The organism is Paenibacillus sp. B01, assembly GCF_009649995.1.
GTDB classification, from domain to species: domain Bacteria; phylum Bacillota; class Bacilli; order Paenibacillales; family Paenibacillaceae; genus Paenibacillus_O; species Paenibacillus_O pasadenensis.
Genome location: NZ_CP045802.1, coordinates 1,794,742 through 1,820,612, shown reverse-complemented (window position 1 = coordinate 1,820,612; position 25,871 = coordinate 1,794,742). Strand labels below are relative to the sequence as shown.

The 25,871-nt window shown below is 70.9% G+C and carries 12 protein-coding genes; all 12 read right to left on the bottom strand.

Translation table 11 applies throughout. The features are described from left to right. Nucleotides 1-36 precede the first annotated feature (36 nt). Nucleotides 37-825, bottom strand: a complete 789-nt coding sequence (locus tag GE073_RS07880; protein WP_153783183.1) for a CPBP family intramembrane glutamic endopeptidase — start codon at nucleotides 823-825, stop codon at nucleotides 37-39. After that, nucleotides 822-1,625, bottom strand: coding sequence for a CPBP family intramembrane glutamic endopeptidase (locus GE073_RS07875; protein ID WP_153783182.1), 804 nt, complete (start codon nucleotides 1,623-1,625; stop codon nucleotides 822-824). Before GE073_RS07875 ends, GE073_RS07880 begins: the two co-directional genes overlap by 4 nt. After that, nucleotides 1,622-2,488 (bottom strand): CPBP family glutamic-type intramembrane protease, encoded by an 867-nt coding sequence (locus tag GE073_RS07870; protein WP_153783181.1) that lies wholly within the window; start codon nucleotides 2,486-2,488, stop codon nucleotides 1,622-1,624. Before GE073_RS07870 ends, GE073_RS07875 begins: the two co-directional genes overlap by 4 nt. Beyond that, on the bottom strand, nucleotides 2,485-4,497 hold the full coding sequence (locus GE073_RS25780) for a non-ribosomal peptide synthetase (protein ID WP_153783180.1): 2,013 nt from the start codon (nucleotides 4,495-4,497) through the stop codon (nucleotides 2,485-2,487). The genes GE073_RS07870 and GE073_RS25780 overlap by 4 nt, the downstream gene beginning before the upstream one ends. After that, complete coding sequence (locus GE073_RS07860; protein ID WP_153783179.1) at nucleotides 4,431-15,026, bottom strand: non-ribosomal peptide synthetase; 10,596 nt, start codon at nucleotides 15,024-15,026, stop codon at nucleotides 4,431-4,433. Before GE073_RS07860 ends, GE073_RS25780 begins: the two co-directional genes overlap by 67 nt. A 14-nt stretch (nucleotides 15,027-15,040) precedes the next feature. After that, the gene (gene panD / locus GE073_RS07855) at nucleotides 15,041-15,424 is read right to left on the bottom strand and encodes an aspartate 1-decarboxylase (protein WP_153783178.1); all 384 of its coding nucleotides are present in this window, start codon (nucleotides 15,422-15,424) and stop codon (nucleotides 15,041-15,043) included. Between the two features lie 479 nt (nucleotides 15,425-15,903). Next, nucleotides 15,904-18,936 (bottom strand): cell division protein ZapA, encoded by a 3,033-nt coding sequence (zapA, locus tag GE073_RS07850; protein ID WP_153783177.1) that lies wholly within the window; start codon nucleotides 18,934-18,936, stop codon nucleotides 15,904-15,906. A gap of 200 nt (nucleotides 18,937-19,136) precedes the next feature. Next, nucleotides 19,137-21,572, bottom strand: a complete 2,436-nt coding sequence (gene pheT, locus GE073_RS07845; protein ID WP_153783176.1) for a phenylalanine--tRNA ligase subunit beta — start codon at nucleotides 21,570-21,572, stop codon at nucleotides 19,137-19,139. 22 nt (nucleotides 21,573-21,594) lie between these two features. After that, a complete protein-coding gene (gene pheS, locus GE073_RS07840; protein ID WP_153783175.1) occupies nucleotides 21,595-22,629 on the bottom strand; it encodes a phenylalanine--tRNA ligase subunit alpha in 1,035 nt (344 codons plus the stop codon). Between the two features lie 668 nt (nucleotides 22,630-23,297). Continuing rightward, nucleotides 23,298-24,047, bottom strand: a complete 750-nt coding sequence (locus GE073_RS07835; RefSeq protein WP_194843304.1) for a YcnI family copper-binding membrane protein — start codon at nucleotides 24,045-24,047, stop codon at nucleotides 23,298-23,300. A 185-nt stretch (nucleotides 24,048-24,232) separates the two neighbouring features. Beyond that, nucleotides 24,233-24,961, bottom strand: a complete 729-nt coding sequence (locus GE073_RS07830) for a response regulator (protein ID WP_028599899.1) — start codon at nucleotides 24,959-24,961, stop codon at nucleotides 24,233-24,235. 19 nt (nucleotides 24,962-24,980) lie between these two features. Beyond that, nucleotides 24,981-25,847, bottom strand: a complete 867-nt coding sequence (locus GE073_RS07825; protein WP_028599900.1) for a sensor histidine kinase — start codon at nucleotides 25,845-25,847, stop codon at nucleotides 24,981-24,983. Nucleotides 25,848-25,871: the final 24 nt, after the last annotated feature.

Sequence of the window (25,871 nt, the reverse complement as noted above, 5' to 3'; positions counted from 1 at the left end):
CAGTTGACAACGAAGACGATGAACCGCGCCGCGGCATCAGCCGCGCGCCTCGAGGCGCGGAGCCGCCGCACGGCGGCCGCCTCCGAGCGTCAGCGCCAGATGCAGCGCAAGCGCCACCGCGCTGCCCGCCGCGAGGATCAGCAGCAGGCTTGCCGGAGCGCCGCGCAGCAGGAGCGCCGCGGCATAAACGGAGGCGGTGCTGAGCAGATGCGCGCCGAGCGAGATCCAGAGCGAGCCGCCCGCCGCGCGCAGCAGGCCGTAGACGAGCGCGCCGAGCGCCGCGAACAGGCCGGTCTGGACATTCAGGAACACCGCGCCGAACAGCAGCGCCTGCAGCGCGACGGAGGCGGCAAGGCCGAAGCTGCGGCGGAACGCCCGCAGCAGCAGGCCGCGGAACAGCAGCTCCTCCAGCAAGGAGCCGAGCAGCAGGCTGCCGAGCAGGAAGACGAGCGGACTGCCGCCGGCTACGAAGCCGGCCAGTCCGGCGATCGCCGGCAGCTCCTCGCGGACGAGCGGCAGGCCGGTGAACGAGGCGATGAACAGCCCGAGCCAGACGCCCGACAGAGCCGGGGCCGCCCATCCGCGCGGGGGCTGGCCGAGGCCAAGCTCCGCCGCCTCGACGCGCTGCAGCCGCAGCAGCAGCGCATAGGCAAGCAGCACGGGCGGATTGACGAGCAGCAGCAGGCCGTTCGGATTGGCGGCGAGCCACTCGCGCAGGGTGGGCGGCGAGCCGCTGCCGTACAGATAGCTGCTGGCGAGCGTCAGGATGGCGGCGTACAGGCCGACATAGAGCAGCGCCTCGGCGAACGCGCGCAGCGTTCTCATGCGCTCGCCGTCCTTCCGGCCGGCGCCTTTTCCGCCGGCTGCCTTTTGAACAGGAGCAGCACGCCCGCGGCGATCATCGCCAGCGAAGCGGCCATGATGACGGAGAGCGCCGCTGCGCCGCCGAGATCCGGCGCGTAATGCCAAAGCGCGTACTGCAGCCCCTGGCAGGCGATCTGCGCGGCAATCGGGGCCCAGATCGAGTCGAGCCGGACGTAGAGCAGGCCGAACAGCACCGCTCCGAGAAAGCCGTAGAGCGACAGCGGCACGTCGCCGAGGAAAAACAGCGCGCCGTACAGCGCCCCCTGGAGCGCGATCGCCGCCCACACCGGCATGAGCCGGCGGAAGCTGTTCAGCAGCAGCCCGCGGAACAGCGTTTCCTTATACACGTTGCCGAGCAGCAGGAATCCGAGAAAGACGTACCAGTCGGCGCGGTTGATGTAGTCGAACAGCGTCTGGAACTGGTAGTCCGACGAGCGGATGAGCGGCAGCTGCGAAAACGCGGCCGTGAACAGCCCGGCGCCGAGGCCGATCCAGACGCAGATCAGCACGGACGTAGGCTCGATCCGCCGGAAGCGGGCCTCGCGGAACAGATTCTGGCGGAACAGCAGCCAGATCGCGCCGATCATGAGCGGCAGGCCGACGATGTCGTTGAGCAGGATCGTGACGAGCGTATTTTTCTGGAACCAGGCCGTATCCCGGTACACATAGTCGAAGAACAGCGTCGTAACCGTGAAGAACCAGGCGAAATAGATGCCGATGATGACGACGGGACGCAGCAGGCCGTCTTTCCATTTGTTCATCCTTGGACCGTCCTTTCCCTCAAATTCGCGCGCTCGCCGGCGGCGTCCGCCAGCCGCTGCCGCGAGGCGTAGCGGAGCCGCAGCCATCCGGCGGCGGCGAGCATCAGCAGCAGGCTGCCCGCCGCGACCGACGCCGCGCCGGCCCCGCCCAGCGAGCCGACCGCCTCGTAGACGCCGGCCGGCTTGGCCGCGAAGATCAGGCTCATCGCCGTGATCTGCACGAGGATCGGCGCCCACAGCGAGTTCAGCGAGATACGCAGGTAGCCGTACAGCAGCCCCGAGCCGAAGCCGATGACCGAGAGCGCCGGGCTCGGCTGGAAATAGGCGTATGCGAGCGCCTGCAGCAGCAGCGCCGCCGCGGCCGGCATCATGCCTCGCAGCTCCCGCAGGATGAGCCCGCGGAACAGCAGCTCCTCGTAAGCCGGAGCGACAAGTCCCGCTCCGAGGATGGCGAGCAGCAGATGATCGCCGCGCAGCAGGTCGTCCACGAGCGCCGGAATCGACGGATAGGCTTCCGCGACGGCGGGAATCTCGATCAGGCCGATGCTGAACAGGCAGCCGAGCACGCCGATGAGCGCGCAGCCGAGCGCGGCTCCAGCCGGCAGGCGGTGCAGTCCAGCCGCTTCGGCCAGCGAGGGCGACCCGCCGCGCGTCAGGCGGCGGACGCCTGCGAAGGCAAGCGCGTAGACAAGCGTAATCGACGCGAACAGCGTCGCCATGAACAAGGCCGGATTGCGGCCGAGCAGCTCGACGAACGGAGCGGTCCAGTCGATCCGGTACAGATGGTTCAGCCCGTACAGCAGGGCGTAGAACACGCCGAGATAAAACGCGATGCGGGCGATCGCGAAGGCGATCTTTTTCATGAGGAGATAATCCCCTTTCCTTGGTCTTGCTCGTCCGGCCGGCTCGCGGCGGCTTCCCGGTACAGAGCCGCCGCGCCGCGCAGCAGCTCGGCATAGCCGGAGGCCCAGCCTCGGACGAGCTCGGCCGGGAACTGCCGGGCGGCGTAGGTCCAGGAGCAGCGGAGCGGCAAGCCCGGCTCGCCGGCCCAGACGCTCAGCTGATGATCGAAGCGGTCGAGCAGCTCGCCTGCCGGCGGCAGCGGCGTCTCCGGCGATTCGAGCCGGAACAGCGGAGCGGCGCTCCAGCGGCCGGCGGACGGGCGGACGCGGCGGATGCGCTCCGCAGGGATGCCGACGCCGGAGGCCAGCGCCGCTTCGGCCGCGTCCAGCAGCTGCTCCATGCTTGCCAGCTCCCGAAAATCGGCGTTCCATACCGTAATCCGCCCCTGGCCGACCGTCGCGGCGACTCCGATGCGCTCGGCGCCAGCCGTCCGGCTCCAGTGGAGCAGGTACAGCCCGAGCAGCGCGCTTTCGAGCCGCGCGCCGCGCTCCTGCGCCATGGCGGCCAGAGCGGCGGCGGCGGCAGGCTCCAGCTCGATGTCGAGCCGGCCCTCCCTCGGTCCCGAGCGGACCGTCTGCGGCGGCTCGCCGGGAAGCGCCACGACCGGCCCTTCGAGGACGGCATCGTCCCCGGACCTGCTGTCGATGCGCGCGGCCAGCTTGCGGACCGTCGGGTAGCTGAACAGATCGGCGACCTGCAGCGCGCCGGGATAGCGCTCCTCCAGCCGCTGATGCAGCCGCAGCAGCAGCAGCGAGTCGCCGCCGGCTTCGAAGAAGCTGCGCCGGACGTCCGGCTCCCCGCCGCCGAGCAGCTCGCCCCACAGCGCCGACACCGCCCGCTCCGTCTCCGTCCCGGGCCGCTCGCGGACTTCGCCGGCCGGATCGGCCGGCTGCGGCTCCGGCAGCGCCCGCCGGTCGGTCTTGCCGCTCGGCGAGAGCGGCATGCGCTCCAGCCGGACGAACGCGGCCGGAATCATATAGTCGGGCAGCTCGCGGGCGAGCGCTTCGCGCAGCTCCCGCTTGGGCAGGACCGCTGCGGCCGTGTAGTAGGCGCACAGATAATCGGCCCCTTCGTCTCCGGCGCGGCGGCGCAGCAGCACGGCCGCCTCGCCGATGCGGGGATCGCGCTGCAGCGCGGCCTCGATCTCGCCGCATTCGATCCGGTAGCCGCGCAGCTTGACCTGATGGTCGAGCCGGCCCAAGTATTCGAGCTGCCCGTCCGGCAGCCAGCGGGCCAGATCGCCGGTGCGGTACAGACGGCCGCCGCCGCGGAACGGGTTCGGCACGAACTTCTCGCGCGTCAGCTCGTCCCGTCCGAGATAGCCCCTGGCGAGGCCGATGCCGGCGATGCACAGCTCGCCCGGCACGCCGGGCGGCTGCATCCGCAGCCCCGGGCTCGCGACGTACAGCGCGGTCCGGTCGATCGGCCGGCCGATCGGCACGCCGCCGCCGCGCAAGCCTTCGCGGCTGCAGTTGTAGAAGGCGACGTCGACGGTCGCCTCCGTCGGGCCGTACAGATTGACCAGCTCCGCCCCGCAGGCGCTGCGGATGCGGGCCTCGAACCGCTCGGCGAGGCTCGCGCCCAGCGCCTCGCCGCTCGCGAAGACGGTGCGCAGCGTCGCCAGCGAGCCGGCTCGCGCCGCCTGCCGCGCCGCCGCATCCTCCAGAAACAGATGCAGCATCGACGGCACGAAGTGCATCGTCGTCACTCCCGCCTCGGCGACCGCGCGCGCGATCGCAGACGGGTCCTTCTCGCCGCCCGGCTCCAGCAGATGCGCCGACGCTCCGGCGAAGCTCCACCACATCAGCTCCCAGACGGAGACGTCGAAGGTGACGGGCGTCTTTTGCAGGATGACGTCCTGCGGCGCCAGCGGATAGGCCCGCTGCATCCAGCGCAGCCGGTTCAGCACGGAGCGGTGCTCGACCATGACGCCCTTCGGCCGTCCGGTCGAGCCGGAGGTGTAGAGCACATAGGCCAGGCTGCCTCCGCCGTGGCCGGCCGGCGGCGGCGCCGGATCGTCGTGGCGGCCGACCGCCTCCGCGACGTCGAGGCGCGTCGCCGCCGCCCTTCCGGCAGCCGGACGTCCCCGGCCGTCAGCACGAGCGGCGCGCCGGAGTCCGCGAGCATGTAGGCGATACGCTCCGCCGGCAGCGACGGCGACAGCGGCACATAGGCGGCTCCCGCCTTGAGGATGCCGTAGATCGCGACGATCAGCTCCGGGCGGCGCTCCATGCAGACGGCGACGAGCGCCTCCGCTGCGACGCCGCGGGCCAGCAGCTCGCGGGCGAGCCGGTTCGACGCCTCGTCGAGCTGGCGGTAGGTGAGCGATCCGTGCGCGCTGCTCACGGCGAGCGCCTCCGGCGCCAGCCGCGCCTGCCGGCGCAGCACGCCGTCCAGCGTAGCCGGCTCCGCCGCAGCGGCGAAGCCGGGCTCCGCCGGACCGGTCGCGATCGAATCCGCCGGTTGGAATCGCCGCTCCTGCTCGCGCTCCTCCGCCGCCGTCAGAAGCGGCAGCTCGGCGAGCGGTCGGCCGGCATCGGCGCAGGCCGCCTCGAGCAAGGCCACGTACCAGCCGGCCATGCGGCTGGCGTCCTCCTCCGTCAGCAGCGCCGACGCGTACTCGACCGTCAGCTCCACGCCTTCCTCGCGCTCCGCGAGCTCGAAGGTGAGGTCGAGCTTGGCGGCGTCCTGCCGCAGCCGGAACGGCTCGAGCCGCAGCCCGCCGGCCTCGCGGACCGGAGGCTCCATGTTCTGCCAGACGAACATCGTGTCGAACACCGGGTTGCGGCTCGGATCGCGGCCGGCGCCGAGCGAGGCGGCCAGCAGCTCGAACGGCAGCTGCCCGTGGTCCATCGCCTCGACGCTGGCGCGCCCCGCCGCCGCGACGAGCTCGCGGAAGCTCGACGCTCCCGCGGCGGGCAGGCGCAGCGGCAGCGTCTGCACGAACATGCCGACGACCGGCTGCAGATCGGGGTGGAAGCGCCCGCCTGCCGGCGTGCCGACGATCAGGTCCTCCTCCCCGGTCATCCGATAAAGCAGCGCGGCATAAGCGGCCAGCAGCACCTGATACGGCGTCGCCTCCAGCTGCTCCGCGAGCCGCAGCGCCGAGCGGCGGACCGGCTCCGGCAGCATCCGGGCGACGCGGCTGCCGCGGCCGTCCGGACGATCCGGACGCGGAGCCGCCAGCGGCAGGTCGAGCGCCGGCAGCGGGCCGGCGAGCTTGCTTTTCCAGTAGCGCTCCTGCCGCTCCCGCTCCGGCGTCTCCAGCCAGCTCCGCTGCCAGACGGCGGCGTCGACGAGCCGCAGCGCCAGCGGCTCCGGCTCCCTGCCGTCATAAAACGCCGCGAAGTCCCGCGCCAGCGCGTTCAGGCTGAGGCCGTCGGAGACGATGTGGTGCATGTCGAGCAGCAGCGCCCCTCCGCGCTCGTCCCGCAGCAGGCCGGCGCGCAGCAGCGGCGCCTGCGTCAGATCGAACGGCCGCACGAAGCCGGCCGACGCTTCCTCCAGCGTCCCGGCAAGCCGCTCTGCCGTCAGGACGACATCGCGCTCGACAATCTGGACCGGATGGCCGTCGCTCCAGCCGAAGCGGGTGCGCAGCGCCTCGTGGCGCTCGACCAGCCGGCGCAGCGCTCGCTGCAGCCGCTCTTCATCGAGCTCTCCCTCCAGCCGGAGGCCGAGCGGCAGGTTGTAGGCGATGCCGTCCGGATCGAGCCGATGCAGGATGAACAGCCGGTTCTGGGCCGGCGTCAGTGGATAATGCCCGCGCTCTCCCGCCGACGGAAGAGGCGGCGATCCGGATGCTTCGGCCCGGCCGACCCGCAGCGCCATCTCCTCCAGCACGGGAGCCTCGAACACATCCCGCAAGGAGAACCGGACGCCGAACGTCCGCTCGATCGCTCCGGCCAGCTGCGCCGCGCGCAGCGAGTGGCCGCCGGCGCGGAAGAAATGCGTCTCCGCCGTCAAATCCCGGACGCCGAGCAGCTCCGTCCACAGCTCCGCCAGCCTCCGCTCGGCCTCGCCGGCCGGCGGCCTGCCCGTCGGCGCTCCCCCGCTCCAGTCCGGCGCCGGCAGCCGCTTGCGGTCGGTCTTGCCGCTCGGCGTCAGCGGAAACGACTCCAGCGCCACGAACCGCGCCGGCAGCATGTAATCGGGCAGCCGCCTGGCAAGCCGCTGCGGCAGCGTCCTCGCGGCCAGCTCGGCGCGCTCAGGCTCCGTCAGCCCGCAGGCGACGTAAAGGCATAGCTGCGGCTCGCCGAGCGGATCGTCCGCGAGCATCGCCACGGCGTCCAGGACGCCGGGAACGTCCATCGCGGCCTGCTCGATCTCGCCGCATTCGATCCGCTGGCCGCGCAGCTTGACCTGATGGTCGAAGCGGCCGCGGTATTCCAGCGATCCGTCCGCCAGCCAGCGCGCCTCGTCGCCCGTGCGGTAGACGCGCGTGCCGTCCGCCAGCGCGGCGAACTTCTCCGCCGTCAGCTCGGGCCGGTTCAAATAGCCGCGGGCAAGTCCGGCTCCGGCGATGCACAGCTCTCCCGGCGCGCCCGGCGGCAGCGGCTGCAGCCGCTCGTCCAGCACATGCAGGGCGATGTTGTCGATCGGGCGGCCGATCGGCAGCGGTCCGCCGCCGTACTCGGCGCAGTCGTAATGGCTGACGTCGACGGCCGCCTCCGTCGGGCCGTACAGATTGACGAGCCTCGGCAGCGGGCTGCCCGCAGGCCGCAGCTGCGCCAGCTGGGCGGCGTGGGCCGGCTTCAGCGCCTCGCCGCTTGCGAAGACGAGCCGCAGGCCGGCCAGCGGCCGGCTGCCGCCGAAGGCCGCCGCATACGGAAGGAACGTCCCCAGCATCGACGGCACGAAGTGCATCGTCGTAATGCCCTGCTCGCGGATCGCCCGCAGCAGGAGCGAGGGATCCTTTTCGCCGCCAGGCTCCAGCAGATGGACCGACGCCCCCGCGAGGCTCCACCAGAACAGCTCCCACACCGATACGTCGAAGGTGGCTGGCGTCTTGTGCAGGATGACGTCGTCCTCCGTCAGCGGATAGGCGCGCTGCATCCAGCTCAGCCGGTTGACGATCGCCCGGTGCTCGATCAGCACGCCCTTGGGGCGCCCGGTCGAGCCGGACGTGTAGATGACGTAGGCGAGCGATTCGGGCGATGCCTCGGCCGCAGCGTCGAGCTCCGGCAGGAGCTCGCCCGGCGCGGACGCCTCCGCGGCCAGCGCCTCCGCGACGAGCGTCTCCAGCTCCAGCCGCAGCCGCCTCGGCTCCGCGTCCGCCAGCTCCATGCAGGCGCCTCGCGAGGCGAGCAGCAGCCCGCAGCCGCTGTCGTCCGCGATGTCGCGCAGCCGCTCCGGCGGCTGGTCCGGGTCGATCGGCAAGTAGGCGGCCCCGGCCTTCAGCACGGCGAGCAGGCCGGCCATCATCGCCAGCGAGCGGCGCGCCGCAACGGCCACGATCGCGTCCCGGCCGGCGCCGGCAGCCCGCAGGCGGACGGCGATGCGGGAGGAGACGCGGTCGAGCTCGCGGTACGTCCAGACGCCTTCGGCGGAGCGGACCGCGGGACGGTCCGGGCTTCTCCGCGCCTGCTCGGCGAACAGGCCGTGCAGCGTGCTTCGATCCGGGTACGCGGCCGTCGTCGCGTTCCACTGTTCCAGCAGCCGCGCTTCCGAGCCGGTCAGCCGCATGAGGACGCCGAGCTCGGCATGCGGCTCGCGGACCGCCCGCTGCAGCAGCTCGATCCACGTCTCGGCCAGGCGCCGGACCGTCTGCGGCTGAAGCAGCGCCGCCGCGTACTCCAGCTCGCCGCGCAGCCCGTGCGGACCGTCGCCGTACAGGTCGAGCTTGAGATCGAGCTTGGCCGTGCCGGCGCCGCCCCAGCGCACCGGCTCCAGCGCGCAGCGGCTGCCGCGGACCGCCAGCTCGCCGCCGAACTGGCTGTGCAGGACGAGCATCGTGTCGAAAAGCGGATTGCGGGCCGGATCGAACGGGCCGCCCGCGAGCTCGAGCAGCCGCTCCAGCGGCAGCTCCTGATGCTCGATCGCGGACAGCAGCCGCTCCTGGACGTCCCGGGCCGCCCGCTCCAGCGGCAGCCCGCGCGGCAGCGCGACCCGGATCGGCAGGAACGAGTTGAACATGCCGATCATCGAGCCGGTGTCGGGATGGGAGCGGCCGGCGCCGAGCGCGCCGATCATCAGCTCCTCCGCCCCGGTCCAGCGGGCGAGCAGTGCGCCGTACAGCGTGAACAGCAGGCTGTTCAGCGTCACGCCGCAGCGCGCCGCGAGCGCTTCGAGGCCGTCCGTCAGCCCCTCGGGAAAATCGAACGCCAGCAGCCCGCCCTCGAAGGAGCGGCTCGCCCCGCGCGGCCGGTCGAGCGGCAGCTCCGGCTGCGGCAACGGAGCCGCGAGCTGCTCGCGCCACCAGGCGGCGCTCGCTTCGGAGCGCGCGGAGCTGCCGGCGTCCGGCAAGTCGCCGCTCGCCTCGGAGCGCGCGGAGCCGCCGGCGTCCGGCAAGTCGACGCTCGCCTCGGAGCGCGCGGAGCCGCCGGCGTCCGGCGAGTCGACGCTCGCTTCAGAGCGTGCGAAGCCGGCGTCCAACCAGGCGGCGTAGTCCTTGAATTGGACCGTCGGCGCGGGCTCGGGCAGGCCGCCCTCCAGGAGGCGGACGAGCTCCTCCAGCAGCAGGCCGACGGACACGCCGTCCACCGCGAGATGATGCAGGTTCAGCAGCAGGAAGCTTTCGCCCTGACCGCCTTCGGCATAACAGGCCGCAAGCGGCGGCGCGGCGTCCAGCGGCAGCGGACGGAGAAATGACTTCATCGCCCCCGGCAGAGCTTCCTCTCCGGCGATCCGCATGCGCTCCAGCCGGACCTCCGCCTGCGCCAGCACGAACGCGCGCGGCTCGCCGCCGGCATCCCGCACCTCGGTGCGCAGCGGCTCATGACGGTCGACGAGCGCCTGCAGCGCGGCGAGCACCGCTTCGGGGCCGGGCGATCCGACGAGCCGAAGCGCCAGCGGCACATGGTAGGCGAGACCGATGCCGCCCTGCCGCTCCAGCAGCGCGAGCCGCGCCTGGGCGGGATGGAGCGGGTAGCTCTCCGCCGGCGCCGCCGGAAGCAGCGGCTCCCTGCCGGAGCGCTCGGCTTTGTCGAGCCAAGTGGCCTGCTCGCGGATCGTCGGGCGGGCGAATACTTCCCGCACCGGCATCCGGACGCCGAGCCGGCGATGGATCAAGCCGGTCAGCGCGGCTGCAGTGAGCGAGTGCCCTCCAAGCTCGAAAAAGGAATCCAAAACGCCGACATCGGCCCGGCCCAGCGCCTCCCGCCACAGCTCCGCAAGCTCGCGCTCGCTCGCCGTCGCCGGCCGCTCGCGCTCGGCGCCCGCCGAGCCCGCCGCATCGCCCGGCTGCGGCAGCGGCAGCGCCTTGCGGTCGACCTTGCCGGTCGGGCCGAGCGGCAGGCGATCCAGACGGACGAGATGGGCCGGCAGCATGAACGGCGGCAGCCCGCCCGCCATCCAGCGGCGAAGCGATGCCGCGTCGAAGCGCTCCGGCGCGGCGACGACATAGGCGCACAGCTCCGCCCGGGGAGGCTCGCCGACGAGGCCGACATAAGCCTCCTCCGCCTGTCCGCTTGCCAGCAGCCTCGCCTCGATCTCGCCGAGCTCGATGCGGAAGCCGCGCAGCTTGACCTGCTGGTCGAGCCGGTCGAGGAACTCGAGGCTGCCGTCCCGGAGCCGCCGCACGAGGTCGCCGGTCCGGTACATGCGCTCGCCGGCGCGGAAAGGATGCGGCATGAACCGCGCCTCCGTCTCGCGCGGCAGCCCGACATAACCGGCCGCTACGCCGCCGCCTGCCACATGCAGCTCGCCGGGAACGAGATCGGGCGCGAGCCGTCCGCAAGCGTCGAGCACGAGCGCCTCCGTGCCGTCGACCGGCCAGCCGATCGGCAGCGAGGCCGCTCCCGGCGCCGGCGGCCGGACCGGCCAGGCGGTGGCGAACACGGTCGTTTCCGTCGGCCCGTACACATGCAGCAGCGAATCCGGGCCGAGCGCGGCAAGCGCCTTGAGCGCATGGGAGACGGAAGCCCGCTCGCCTCCGAACAGCAGCTTGCGCAGCCGCGGCAGCCCGTCCAGGCCGTAGGCCGCCAGCGTGTTGAACAGCGCCGTCGTGGCGAACAGCACCGTCACGCCTTCTTCCCGCAGCCGCCGGACGAGCGCCGGAGCGTCCATCGCCTCGTCGCTGCCTGCAAGCACGAGCCTCGCCCCGTTCGTCAGCGCCCCATAGATGTCGAACGTCGAGCCGTCGAACGCATAGCTCGACAGCTGCAGCAGCACGTCGTCCTGACCGATCTCCACATAGCCCGGCCGATCGACGACGCGCGCGACGTTGCGGTGGGTCGTACGAATTCCTTTCGGCCTGCCGGTCGAGCCGGAGGTGTAGAGGATGTAGGCCAGATCGTCGGGCGAAACGAAGCTCTCCGCGCGCTCCGCGGCTTCCCCGGCCGGGCCGGCGGAAGCCGTGCGCGGCAGCGGCGAGTCGGGCGAAGAGCTGGACGGACAGCGCCCGGCCAACGTCTCGGCCTCGATCAGCCGCACCGCACGTCCGCAGGCGGCGATCGCCTGCCGGCACAGCGGGAGCGCGGCTTCGTCGGCCAGCAGGATGTCGGCCTCGGCGTCGGCCAGCATGAATGCCGCGCGCTCCGCCGGATAGCCCGGATCGATCGGCACGTACGCGCCTCCGATCCGCAGGCTGGCGAGCAGCGCCGCCAGCTGCTGCGGCGAGCGGCCCATCGCGATCGCGATGCGGGAGCCGCGGCCGAGGCCGAGCGCGGAGAGAGCCGCCGCGACGCGTCCGGAAGCTTCCCACAGCCGGCCGTACGTCCAGCTGCCGCCTGCGAACGAGACGGCGATGCGCTCCGGCGACGCCAGCGCGTGCCGGCCGATCCGCTCCTGCAGCGGGACGGCGTCTTTTTCCGGCCAGCGGCTGAGGCCGCGCCGCAGCAGCAGCGCGCGCTCCTCCTCGTCCATCAAAGGGAGAGAAGCGGCGGGGCGCAGCGGATCGAGCGCCGCCTCGCGGGCCAGCTGCGCGTAATGGCGGAGCAGCTGCCGGGCCGTCTCGCCGTCGAACAAGTCCTCCGCATATTCCAGCCGGATCGACAGCCCTTCCGGACCGAGCTCGCATTCCCAGAACAGATCGAACTTGCAGGAGCCGGTCTCGATCATCGCAGGCCGCAGCGCCAGCTCCTCCGTGCGGAACTCCGGCAGCTCCACGTTCTGGAGCGTGAACGCCGTATCGAACAGCGCCGCGCGGCCCGGCTCGCGAGCCGCTCCGACGGCCTCGACGATCGCCTCGTAGCCGATCGCTCCGTGCTCGATCGCTTCGGCGGCCGCTTCACCGGCCGTCCGCACCCAGTCCAGCACGCTGCTCTCCCTGCTGCCGGTCAGCCGCAGCGGCAGCAGCGTCGCCAGCAGGCCGACGGTGCCGACCGTCTCGCGGCGGGTGCGGCGGGCGTACGCCGTGCCGACGACGGCGTCGTCTTCGCCCGCGTACCGCTCGAGCAGCACGCCGTAGACGGCGAGCAGCGCGCCGTACAGCGTCGTCCCGGCGCGGCGCGCGAGCCGGCCGAGGCCGTCCGTAAGCTCCGGACCGAGCGCGAGCCGCTCCGACCGTCCGCGGAAGGTCGGCCGTGCCGGGCGGAGCCGATCCGCCGGAAAAGCGGCGGCGGGCACGCCGGACAAGAACCGGTCCCGCCAGTAGCGCCGCGACCGCTCGGCAGCCGCGCCGCCCTCCTCCTCGCGCTCCCGCTCGGCGATGTCGCCGATGCCCGGAGCCGGCTCCGGCAGCGGCCGGCCATCGTACAGGGCGGCCAGCTCCTGCATGAGCACGCCCATCGAGCTGCCGTCCGTCACGAGATGATGCAGGTCGAGCAGCAGCCGGCGGCGCCCCTCCGGCAGGAGCAGCAGCTCCAGCCGCAGCAGCGGCGCCCGCTCCAGCTCCATCGGCCGGGGAAAGGCCCGCGCCCGCTCAGCCGCGGCCGCCTCGGCCTCCTGCGGCGCGAGCCCCGTCAGGTCGACGGTCGCAAGCGGCAGCTCCGCGCGGTCCGCGATCTCGGCGACGAGGACGCCGTCCTCCGCGACGCGGAACGAGGTGCGCAGCGCGTCATGACGGGCGAGCAGCTCCTGCCAGGCGCGCCGCAGCCGGTCATCGTCGAGCGGGCCGTCGACAGCGATCTCGTACGGCAGCTGATAGCTGAGCGAGCCCGGGTACAGCTGCTCGTGCACATGCAGCCGCCGCTGCGCAGGCGTTGCGGGATAGCCGGCGCGCATCCGCCTCCGGATCGGCTCGGCCGGCGGTTCGATCCGCGCCCCCTCCGCCTTGCGTTCCTCGATAAAGGCCGCCAGCGAGCGAGCCGTATCGTGCCGGAGCAGCTCCGTCAGCGGCAGCGGCGTCTCCAGCTCCTCCTGGATGCGGGCCGCCGCAAGGGCAGCGCGCAGCGAATTGCCTCCATGCTCGAGAAAGGAATCGTCCCGGCCGAGCCGCTCCGTGCCGAGCAGCTCCCGCCAGATCGCGAGCAGCCGGCGCTCTGTCGCCGTCTCCTCCTGCGACAGGCTTGGCGGCTGCTTGCCCGTCTCTCCGCGCGGCTCGCCTGCGCCGGCGCCTATCGCCGGAGCGGGCCGCTCCTCTTCCGCGGCCGTCTCCGCTGACGCGGACGGCGGCGCCCCCTTCGCAGGGGACGCATCCGCCGCTGCGAGGGACGCATCCGCCACTGCGAGGGACGCATCCGCCGCTGCGGAAGACGCATCCGCCGCTGCGGAGGGCATATCCGCCGCCGCAGCCGCAAGCGCTGCCGCCTCCGCCGCCTCCAGCGCGGCGAGCGCCTCGTCGAAGCGGCCGGCGAGCAGCTCGTCCGCCAGCTCGAAGCGCTTGATTTTGCCCGAGGTCGTCTTGGGGATGCGCTTGACCGGAATGACGGGGCCGGCTTCAAGTCCGGCCCGGCGGCTCAGCAGGACGCGCACGCTGCGGCGGATGTCCAGAAACGACTCCGGCTTGCCGCGATGCTGCACGAATACCGCCGCGGCCTCGGAGCCGGATGCCGGGTCGGCGACGGCGCAGACCGCCGCCTTGCCCGCTGCGCATGCCGGCAGCTCGGCCAGCAGCTCCTCCAGATCATGCGGATAATAGTTCTGGCCGTTGACGAGCAGGATGTCCTTCACCCGTCCGGTCAGATAGAGCCGCCCTCCGTGGAAGAAGCCGATGTCGCCGGTGTTCAGCCAGCCGTCCCGGATCAGCGCTTCGTTGACGTCCGGACGGTTGTAGTAGCCTCCCGTCACGTTGAGGCCGCGGATGCAGACGAGGCCGGCCTCGTCCTCGCCAAGCCTGCGGCCCAGCTCGTCGAACAGCGCGGCCTCGCAGCCGGCGACGGACGAGCCGAGCTCCACGAGCTCCATCGCCTGCGGATCGCCGGCCGCCGCGAAAGGCACCGGCTCTCCGGGACGCAGCCGTCCGCGCCGGACATGGACCGTGCGCAGCCGCTCGTCCGGGTCGGGGAAGGTGACCGCCAGGCACGCCTCGGCGAGGCCGTAGACGGGAAAGAGAGCTTGCGGCCGCAGCCCGTAAGGCGCGAGCCGCTCCAGGAACGAGCGGCAGGCGTCCGCCGAGATCGGCTCGGCTCCGTTGAACAGCAGCCGCACGGCGGACAGATTCCAGCCCGTCGCCTGCTCCGGCTTGAAATGCTGGAGCAGATGAAGGAGGCCGAAGTTCGGCGAGGCGAGGCAGGTGATCCGCTCGCGGGAAGCGAGCTCCAGCCAGCTCATCGGCCGCAGCACGAACTGCGACGTCGGCATCAGCCACTGGGTCATGCCGGCCAGCAGCGGCGACAGATGGAAGCCGATGAGGCCCATGTCATGCGTCAGAGGGAGCCAGCTGAGCGAGGAATCTCCCGGCCCGGAACGGGCTCCGTCGACGATGCCCCGCATGTTGGCGAGCAGGTTGGCGTGCGTCAGCACGACTCCTTTCGGATCGCCTGTCGATCCCGAGGTGAATTGGATGAACGCGGGCTCGTCCGGATCGGCTCGATGCGGCTGAGTCGTCCCCCCGTCCGCCGCCGGCTCCAGCTCCGCGATCTGGATCACGTCCGCGCCGCCCGCCGCCTCGGCGAGATCGGCATCGGCAAGCACGAGCGGAGCGGGCAGCTGGGCGAGCACGGCCGCCAGCTTGCGGCGCTGCTCGTCCGTCCGCGCCGCCGCGAGCGGCACCGGCACGGCGCCTCCGAGCAGGCTGGCCCAGAACAGCTCCAGGAAGCTTGCGTTGCTTTCGGTCTGAAGCACGACATGCCGGCCGGGCCGCAGCCCGCGGCGGCGAAGGGAGACGAGACAGCCGAGCGCGCGGCTCTCCAGCTCGGCATAGGGGAGGAATCGTTCGCCGGACGGCTCGGCGAAGACGATGCCGGACGCATCGCGCCTTCTCGCGGCGAGCAGCCCGGTCAGCGTGAGGAAGGAGTCCATGATGTCGTCCTCCGCTAGATCGTCGTGGAATGGAGCTCGCGGTAGGAGGCGGACGCGATCCGGTTGTCCGCGTCGAGGACGATGACCTTGGGGACGTAGCCGCGGGCTTCCTCCTCGGCCATCATCGCGTAGGACATGATGATGACGAGGTCGCCGGGCTGCGCGTGCCGAGCGGCGGCGCCGTTCAGGCAGATGACGCCGGAGCCCCTCGGGCCGGGGATGACGTAGGTTTCGAGGCGGGAGCCGTTGTTGATGTTGACGACCTGCACCTTTTCGTTTTCCCAGATGTCGGTCGCATCGAGCAGGTCCTGGTCGATCGTGATGCTGCCGACATAGTGGAGGTTCGCCTCGGTGACGGCGGCGCGGTGGATTTTGGATTTGTGGATTTCTCTGAACATAAGGACACTCTCCTCTTGGGAATGGTAGCGATCGGTTCGGGAGTTCGGACGCAGCGCGGCCGGAGGCCGCAGGAGCGAGGGCACCGCCTTTCGTCAAGAGTGGATGGAAGCTCGCCGGCGAAACGGCTCGAAGGAAGTCGTGGTGGGGGGAATGAGCGAAGATGCGGCGCGCGCCGCGGGGACGCGCTGCAGGAGAAAAGGACCGGCATGCCGCAAGGCACGGGAACAAGCGAGGCAAGGCTGCCCGCAGCCCTAGGTCCAATCTCCTGATTCTCCTCATTGTCAAAGAGCTAAAATTGTCTATTTCACCTAAATACTAGAGGATATAGGGAAGCGGCGACAGGGAGAAAAGTGCTTGGGCACCGGGGGACTTTTCTATTCCAACTGCGCCTGTGGGAAATGAAAAAGCCTTGCGGGATGCCGTTTCCGGCCCGCAAGGCTCCTCTTTTGACCGCTCGAGACGGACACGCTTCAAGGCGTCAGCTCTGCTCGATCAGCTCGATCCATTCGTTATATTCCGTCTGCAGCTTGGAATATTCGGTACGCAGCAGCTCGAATTCCGTGCGCAGCTTGTCGTAGGCCGTCGTCAGCCGCTCGTTGTCGCGCTGCAGCTCGCCGAGATCCTGCCGGCTGTCCGTGCGCTCCTCCTCCAGCTGACGCATCGCATCCTCCAGACGCTCGACCGCGCTGCCGGAGACGGCGGCCTCCCGATGCGCGAGCTCCAGCTGGCGCCGCAGCTCCTCCTCGGCCTCGGCGCGGTCCGCCTCCAGCCGGGACTGCTGCTCGAGCCGCTCCTGCTGCTCGGCGACAAGACGGCTCAGGCGCTCGCGCTCGGCGGCCGCCTCGTCCAGCTGCCGCTGCCAGTCCCGCTCGGACTGCTCGCGCAGCGCCTCGGCCTGGCCTGTCATCTCGGACAGGCGGCGCTCCAGCGCTTCCCGGGCAGCCTCGGCTGCGGCCAGCCGCTCCCGCAGGGCGGCCTCGGCCTCATCGCGGGAAGCGACCGCTTCCTGCAGGCGGCTCGCCGTCTCGCGCAGCCGGTCATCCAGCTCCGCCGTCCGCTGCCGGGACAGCTCCAGCTCCTCCTGCGTCGAGCGCAGCAGCCGCTGGGATTCTCCGAGCAGCCGGCCGCGGGCTTCCTCCTGCTCCATGACGAGCATCAGATGCTCCTCGGCATCCGCGATCCGCTTGGACCAGTCGTCGCGAGCCTCAGCCAGCTCGCGACGGGCGGCGTCGCGCTCCTGCTCCAGGCCGGACCGCTCCCGGGCCCACTGCTCGCCCTGCCCGGCGAGGCGGCTCTGCGCCTCCTCCGCCCGGCCGGCCTCGCCGGCCGCTCGCTCCTCCAGCTCGCGCAGACGCTCCGCGCCGCCGATGCGCTCGGCCTCGGCTGCAGCGCGAAGCCGCTCCAGCTCCTGCGCATGGGCGGCAGCGAGCCGCTCGCGCTCCTGCGCATGGGCGGCGGCGAGCCGCTCGCGCTCCTCCTGCGCGGCAAGCTGCGCGAGCTCCAGCTCCTCGCCCGCCTCGCGGCGCAGCCGCTCCGCCTCCTCGGCGGCGGACGCCTGCAGCGCCTCCGCGCGCCGCTCGGCCGCGCGCACCTGCTCGGCCGCCTCGGCCTGCGCCTGCTCGCGCGCATGGCCGATCTCGCCGGCCGCCCGCTCCAGCGCCTCGCGCAGCTCGCTCGCGGCCGCCTCGCGCTCGGCGGCGGACGCCGCGCGCAGCCGCTCCAGCTCCGCCTCCAGCGCGGCGGCGCGGCCGGCCTGCGCCTCCAGCTCGCGGCGCGACGCCTCGAGCTGCTCCTCGGCAAGGCCGAGCCGCTCGCGCGCTTCGGCCTCGCCGCGCTCCAGCGCCTCGGCCCGCTCTCCGGCCTCGGCGAACAGCCGCTCCGCCTCCTCGCGTCCGGTCCGCTCGGCGGCAAGCTTCAGCTCAAGCCGGCTGCCGCGCTCGCGCTCGGCCTGCAGCTGCTGCTGCTCGGCCTCCAGCTCCTGCTGGCGCTCCTGCAGCTGCTGCCGCTCGGCCTCCAGCGCCTGCTGCTGCTCCTGGCGCAGCTCCTGCAGCACTTGCAGCTGCTCCTGCTGCAGCTCTTGCAGCTGCCGCTGCTGCTCCTGGCGCTGCTGCTGCAGCCGCTGCTCCAGCGCGGCGAGCTGCAGGCGAGCCTCCTCCAGCGCGGAAGCGCTCTCCGTCAGCTGCGACTGGAGCTCAGCCTCCGTCGCCTGCGCCAGCTCCAGCGCTTCGGCGAGCTGAAGCTCCTGCTCCGCGCGCAGCCGCTCCAGCTCGCCGCGATGCTCGGCCTCGCGGCCGGCAAGCGCGCCCTCGAGCTCCGCCCGCTGCTGCAGGCGAAGCTCGGCGAGGCTGCGCTCGCCCTGCTGCCGCGCCGCGAGCAGCTGCTCCTCCAGCTCGCCGACGCGCAGCAGATGACGAGCCTCGAGCGTCTCGAGCTCCGCCCGCTTCGATTCCAGCAGCGCCGCGCGTTCCTGCTCGCGCTCCCGGCACTCGGCCTCGTACAGCTGCTCCAGCTCCGCCCGCTCGCGCTCGCGCGCCTCGGCCTCGCCGGCATGCAGCGCCTGAAGCTCATGGATGCGCTCCAGCAAGCGCTCCTCCAGCTCCGCGAGCTGGACGGCGAACGCTTCCTCGCGCGCGGCCATCTCGGCCGCATGCGCCGCCGCGAGCTCCGCCCGCTCGCGCTCGAAGACGCCGGCCGCCTCGGCGCGCTCCTCCTCGAGCCGGCGCTCCAGCTCCGCGCGGCTCTCCTCCAGCTGCACCGCCAGCCGGCGCCGCTCCGTCTCGAGCTGCTCGCGGGCGGCGGCCTTTTCCGCCTCATGGCGCCGCTCCGCCTCCGCCATCGCCTCGGCAAGCCGCGACTCGCGCTCGTTCGCCTCCGCCTCGTAGAGCCGTTCCCACTCCTGCCGCTCCGCTTCCAGCATCTGCGCGGCCTCGGCGCGCTCCGCCTCATGCCGGCGCTCCAGCTCCTCGGCGCGGACGCGGTTCTCCTCGATCAGGCGCTCTCTTTCCTCCCGCCAGCGCCGCTCGAGCTCGGCCGCCGTCTCGGCGCTTTGGCGCTCCAGCCGCTGCGCCTCCTCCTTGACGGCCTCCTGCACGGCGGCCAGCCGCTCCTCGGCCTCGGCGCGCAGCGCGGCTTCCGCCGCCTCGCGCTCGCCGAGCAGCCGCTCCAGCTCCTCCGCCGCCCGCCGCTCGGACCGCGCGAGCTCCTCGCGCGCCTGCTCCGTCGCGGCCTGCGCCTTGTCCAGCTCGCCCATGAGCGTCTTGCGGATGCTCTGCTCCTCCTTGAGCAGCTCGCTGTCCTGCCGCAAGCGGAATACGTCCTCCGCCATATGCACGGCCGCAAGCACCGCCAGCCTCGGCATGTCCAGCCGCGGGTAGCCCTTGGCCAGCTTGTGCATGTTCTCGTCGACGACCTGCGCGACCCGGCGGATATAATCCGAGCTGCTATGACCCGTCAACCGGTATTGATGTCCGTATATATCGACCGTTACTCTCAAGCGATCGGCTTCCTTCAAGGCGGTATCCTCCCGTTGCTCGTTGAGCTGCTCTCCTGCTGCCCGTCTATTTCGATCGCCCGTCTCAGGGCGTCAAGATCCATGTGGATAAGAACGATCCAGAGGGCCTTCCGGCTTCGCCGCGCCCCTCCAGACAAGGAAAAGCCGCATCGGCAGCTCCCTCGCGGGATTACTTCGATGCGGCTTCCTGCGTTTCCTGCCTATTTCCTTAATTCCGCGGAGAAAGATTGCTCCAGCGCGGCGACCGCCGCGGCATGCGCCGCCGCGACCTCCTCGTCGGTCAGCGTGCGCTCCGCATGGCGGTACACGAGCGCCAGCGCGACGCTCTTGCGGCCGGCGCCGAGCTTTTCTCCGGTGTAGACGTCGAACACCCGCACCGACTCCAGCAGCTCGCCGGCCGCCTCGCGGACAGCGGCGGCCAGCGCGGCCGCCGGCACCGTCTCGTCGACCGTCACCGCGATGTCGCGGTCGGCCGCCGGATAGCGCGGCAGCGTGCGGTAGACGATCGAGCGGTCGGCCGCATCGTACAGCGCGCCCAGCTCCAGCTCGGCGACGAAGACGTCGTCAAGGCCGAGCTCCAGCTGCAGCTCCGGATGAAGCTGGCCGACGTAGCCGATCGTCTCCGCTCCGCGCTCGCCGTCCAGCTTGACGGCGGCCGTGCGGCCCGGATGCAGGCCGGACGGAGCGGCGGCCTCGTAGGAGACCGATCCGCTCAGGCCGAGCGCGGCGAAGATCGTCTCCAGCACGCCCTTGGCGTCGTAGAAGTCGGCCTTCTCCGCCTTGCGGTTCCACGCGGCGGAGCGGCTCGCTCCGGTCAGCAGCAGCGCGAAGCGATGCTTCTCCTGCGGCAGACGCGTCAGCGTCTCCTCGTCGGTGTGGAACACCGTGCCGATCTCGAACAGCGCGAGATCGTGGTTTTTGCGATTGCGGTTGTACGCCGCCGTCTCCAGCAGCTGCGGCAGCAGCGACGTGCGCAGCACGCTGCGCTCCTCGCTCATCGGCATCGCCAGGCGGATCGGCTTCGCGTCCTGAGCGAGGTCCGGGAACAGCCCCGCCCGCTCCGGCGCCGTGAACGAGTAGCTGATGACCTCGTGCAGGCCGGCGTCCGACAAGCGGCGGCGCAGCTCGCGGCGCACCGCCTGCGGCGCGGTCAGCGAGCCCGGCGTCGTCTCGCCGACGATCGGCGTCGCCTTGATGTTGTCGTAGCCGTACAGGCGGGCGATCTCCTCGATCAGGTCGACGTCGCGGGAGATGTCCCCGCGGCGCGTCGGCACCTCCACACGGATCGACCCGTCGCCGACCTCGGAGTCGAAGCCGAGGCGGCCGAAGATCGCCTGCGCCTCCAGCTTGGAGATGTCCGCGCCGAGATAGCCGGAGATCCGCTCCAGCGACACCTCGATGACGGCCGGCTCGTACGTGCGCGCCACGTCCTCGGCGATGCCGTCGGTGACGAGGCCGCTGCCGAGCTTCGCGATCAGCGAAGCCGCGCGGTCGAGCGCCGGGATGACGCGCGCCGGATCGACTTCCTTCTCGAAGCGCAGGCTCGCCTCCGAGCGCAAGCCGAGCTGGCGGGACGTGCGCCGCACGACGGAGCCGTCGAACTTGGCGGATTCGAGGATGACGTTCGTCGTATCGCCGTCCACCTCGGAGTTCGCGCCGCCCATGACGCCGGCAAGGCCGATCGCCCGATCGCCGTCGGCGATGACGAGCATATGCGGCTGCAGCTTGCGCAGCTGGCCGTCCAGCGTCTCCAGCTCCTCGCCTTCGCGGGCGAAGCGCACGACGATGCTGCCACCGGCCACGCGGTCCGCGTCGAACGCATGGAGCGGCTGGCCGTATTCCAGCATGACGTAGTTCGTCACGTCGACGATGTTGTTGATCGGCCGGATGCCGGCCGCCATCAGCCGGTTCTGCAGCCAGAGCGGCGACGGCGCGACCTGCACGCCGCGGATGTAGCGGGCGCTGTAGTGCGCGCAAGCCTCGCGGGCGTCGATGCGCACGGACAGGCGGTCCGCCGTCTTGTCCGCCGCGCCGAACACGGCGCTCTCCGGCAGCTTGACCGGACGGCCCGTGAGCGCGCCGATCTCGTAGGCGACGCCGAGGTAGCTGAGCGCGTCCGAGCGGTTCGGCGTCAGATCGAGCTCCAGCACATGGGCGCCGAGGTCGAGCACGTCGACGATCGGCCGGCCGAGCTCCAGCTTCGGCAGGACGAGGATGCCCTCCTGCAGTTCCTTGGGCAGCAGCTTGTCGTTCAGCCCGAGCTCGCGGGCGGAGCAGATCATGCCCTGCGACTCGACGCCGCGCAGCTTGGCGCGCTTGATCGCGAGGCCGCCCGGCAGCTTCGCGCCGACGGTCGCGACCGGCACATGCTGGCCGGCGTCCACGTTGGCCGCGCCGCAGACGATCTGCAGGTCCTCGCCGGCACCGACGTCGACCTTGCAGACGTTCAGCTTGTCGGCGTCGGGATGCTTCGTCTTTTCCTTGACGTAGCCGACGACAACGCCGCTTACGCCTTTATCCATCGCCTCGACGGCGTCGATCTCGATGCCGCCGGACGTCATCTTCTCCGCGATCTCCTGCGGCGTCAGCCCTTCAAGGCTGATGTAGTCCGCCAGCCAGTTCGTCGATATTTTCATGGCGCTAGTCCCCTCTCTTTCCTTACATCCGCTCGAACTGGCTCAGGAAGCGCAGGTCGTTCGCGTAGAAGTGGCGGATGTCGTCGATGCCGTATTTGAGCAGCGCGATCCGCTCGATGCCCATGCCGAAGGCGAAGCCGGTCACTTCCTCCGGATCGTATCCGCCAGCCTCGAGCACCTTGGGATGCACCATGCCGCAGCCGAGAATCTCGAGCCAGCCGGTCTGCTTGCACATCCGGCAGCCGCTGCCACCGCACTGCGAGCAGGTGACGTCGACCTCGGCGCTCGGCTCGGTGAACGGGAAGAAGCTCGGGCGCAGGCGGATGCGCGCCTGCTTGCCGAACATCTCCTGCACGAACTGCAGCAGCGTGCCCTTCAGGTCGCTCATGCGGATGCCTTTGCCGACGACGAGTCCCTCGACCTGGTTGAACTGGAACGAATGCGTCGCGTCGTCGTCGTCGCGGCGGTACACCTTGCCGGGGCAGATGACCTTGAGCGGCGACTTGCCGTTCATCGCCTTCATGGCGCGGATCTGCACGGGCGACGTCTGCGTGCGCATGAGGATCTCGTCGGTGATGTAGAACGAGTCCTGCATGTCGCGGGCCGGGTGGTTCTTGGGCAGGTTGAGCGCCTCGAAGTTGTAGTAGTCGGTCTCGACCTCGGGACCTTCGGCGATCGTGTAGCCGAGGCCGATGAAGATGTCCTCGATCTCCTGCGCGACCTTGTTCAGCGGATGGACCGCTCCGGTCGGCAGCGCGCTGCCGGGCAGCGTCACGTCGATCGTCTCCGAGCGCAGCCGCAGCTCGGTCTCGGCGCGCCGGTAGGCCGCCGCCTTTTCCTCGATGACGGCCTCGATCGCCCCGCGCACGCGGTTGGCGACCTCGCCGACGGCCGGACGCTCCTCGGCGTTCAGCGCGCCCATGCCGCGCAGAATTTCGGTGAGCGCGCCCTTTTTGCCCAAATACTTGATGCGAAGCTCGCCGAGCTCCTGCGGTCCGGCGACTCCTTGCAGCTCCTGCAGCGCTTCCGCCTGCAAAGCCTCCAAACGTTCCTTCATCGCTAACGCCTCCTTCGGACTTGGCTCCGGCTGCCGCCGCAAGCCGCTGTGAAAAAACAAAAAGGCCCTTTCTCCGCTAGGGACGAAAGGACCGTGGTACCACCCTGATTCCAGCCGCTGGGCGGGGCATCTCCTGGAGGCGGAAAACCCGCCGGAAAAGCCGCTCGTCCCTGGCGCGGATGCGCCGGGCTGCTTGAAGGCCGGATAACGGACGGCTGCCCGCGAGCCTCTACAGGCGTCCTGGCGGACGCGTTCAAGGCTCGAGCTCCGGAGTGAATTCGGCCGGCTGGCTGCCGGGGACCGCTCTCAATCGGCGGCGGTCCCTCCCTGTCGGGCCAGGCATGGCGTACTGGTCTCCATCGATGCTGGTGGATATCTTGGCTCATTATATCCAGAGCGAATAGAAAATGCAACTGAAGGGGCTCCGTCCGCCCGGCATCGGCAGCCGCCGCTTCAGGCCCGGCGGACGATTCGGCAGGCAAGGCCGCGCGGCCGGGCCCGGCCGTCCCTTGCGGCAGCGGCGCCTGTTCCGTTTCCTTCATCAGCGGCATCCTTCCTTCTCCCCTATACGATGGGCAAAAATGGCCCCGGACGAATCGAGAGGCTCGATCCGTCCGGGGTTCTGGTGGCAGAAGCCATGCGGGGGCGCAGGCGGCTCGGCCGCCTGCTCAGCCCTTCGAGCCGCCGCGGCGCGTGAACGCCGCGATGACGGCGACGACGCCGAGCGCCAGCGCGATGATCGAGAGGATCAGCGGCAGGCTGTCCTTCTCCGCAGCCGGAGCAAGCGGCTGATCGACAGCCGGGGCGTCGCTGGCGGCCGGAGCGGCGGACGCCTCCGGAGCAGCCGATGCGTCTGGAGCCGAGCTCGGAGCCGGGCTCGCTTCGGCCGCGCCGTGGCCATGGCCGTCGCTCTCGGCCTCGCCGGCGCCTACGGCCGTGACCGGACCCGGATAGTCGGCGTCCGGCGCGCCGATCCACTCGACGACGCTGCTGTCGCTGTACGTCTGGTAAGCCTTCCACTTGAGCTCGGTCGCGTCCGCCTCTACCTTGCCCGACAGCTTGAACTCGGTAAAGTTCTCGACGGCCAGTCCCTGGCCTTCTTCCGCCGTCCAGGTGATGCGCTCGATCTTGCCGTCGGCCGAGCGCTCGAGCTCGGTCTTCCAGCCAGGCTGCGGCTGCGTGCGGGTGATGTTCACGCCCTCCGGCACGCGCACGGCGACCGCGGTCGTCAGCACGTCCTTCTTCTCGCTCGGCACCCGCACCGTGAACACCTCATACGAGTTCTGAGCGACCTCCTTGGGCCATACCGTCACATGGGCGCTCGCCATGCCGGCCATCAGGAACAGCGACAGCGCGGCGAGCAGAGCCGCGACGCTCCCTTTGCTGCGGGACAGCGCGCTTTTGCGGCGTTGATTCATGTCTTGTTTCCTCCTGTCGGACTGTTGTGCTGGTCCGTGATTTTCTTTTACAAGTATAGGATCGCCGCAGGCAATGGACATGACCCGAAAGGGCTATGATCTTGACAAAAATGAGGACGACGGCCGGTCCGCCGTCCGCTCGGGAAGGTGGGACCGGCCGCCGTGCGGACCGCCCTCTCGCCGACTCAGCCTCCGCCTGCGCCGCGGTCCATGAGCCCGTTCTCGTAGGCGTAGCGCGCGAGCTGGACCCGGTTGTCGAGATGCAGCTTCTGCAGGATGTTCTTGAGATGGTTCTTGACCGTATTCTCCGAAATGCCGAGCGCAGCCGCCGCCTCGCGATTGGAGTCGCCGCGCGCGACGCGCTCGAGGATCTCCTTCTCGCGCTCGGTGAGCGGAGACAGCGTCGACGCCGCCGTCCGCGGAGCGGAAGGGATCGCCGTCCGCGGGTCCGCGGACGCGGAGGCCCGCCCTCCCGGCAGGAATTCCTGCAGGATGCGCGTCGCCAGCTCCCGGCTCATCGGCGCCTGGTCGAGCGAGACGGCCCGCAAGTAATCGAGCCAGGCGGACGGGGACAGGTTTTTGAGCAGATAGCCCTGGGCTCCCCGCTTGATCGCCTCGAACAGGTCGGCGATATCGTCGGACACCGTCACCATGACGATCTTGACGGACGGCAGCGACGCCTTGATGCGGGACGTCGCCTCCAGCCCTCCGACGCCCGGCATGCGGATGTCCATCAGGATGAGGTCCGGCTGCAGCTCTTCGGCGCGCGCGACCGCCTCCTCCCCTCCCGACGCCTCTCCGGCGATCTCGAAGAAAGGGTCCTCCGAGACGATCATCCTCATTCCTTCGCGCCCATGCGGATGGTCGTCGACCAGCAGCACCCGCACCGGGTCGTTCCGTTCGGCAGCATTCATCGTCTTTCCTCCTCGATGTTCATGGCTTCAACTTGGCGTCAGACGGCTGGCGCATGATTTCGACGGACGTGCCTGTCTCCAGGTCGGGGCGGGGGCTCTGGAACCGGAAGCTCCAGCCCGCGCCTTCCGCGCGGTCGCGCATCATGCGCACGCCGTAATGGCCCTTGGCCGACTCGGCTCCCGGCGAAGCGCCGAGCCCGTCGTCGGCGACGACGCAGCGAAAGCCGTCCGCTCCGACCTGCCGGCAGGCGACGCTCACGAGCGAGGCGGAGGCATGCTTGCGCACGTTCATGAGCGCCTCGCGCACGATCGCGAGCAGCTCGACCTTTTCGCGGCTCGTCAGCAGCAGGTCGGGCAGCTGCCAGTCGATCTCCGTGCTCGTCCCCGACTCCTCCAGCTCGGCCGCGGCATCCTGCAGCGGCTGCAGCCACGGCATGCCGCTCTCCGCCGCCGTATCCGCCGAGCGCAGGCTGGCGATCGCCTCCCGCACGTCCTCGTACACATGGCGCACCGTGCCGCGGATCTGCTCGCTCGCCTGCTTGACCTCCTCGGGCGACTCCGCCCGGTCGAGCCGATCGAGCTTGACCGACAGCAGGAACAGCGACTGCGAGATGCCGTCGTGCAGCTCGCGGGCCATCTGATCCCTTTCCTGGACGGCCGCCTTCACCGCCTGCTCGCGCCGCAGCTGCTCCTGCACGTTCTCAAGCATGGCGAACAGCTTGGAGAGCAGCGTCACCGTGACGAGAAAAACGAGGATCGGACTGATGACGTTGCCCGTGTCCATCGACACGTACGGCAACAGGAACGTATGGCGGGCATATTCCCATGCCGCCGTCAGGACGGTCGGCGTCCAGAGGATGAGCCTTTTGATCGTGCTTGCTTTCATCTCGTCCGTCTCCCCCTCCTCGGC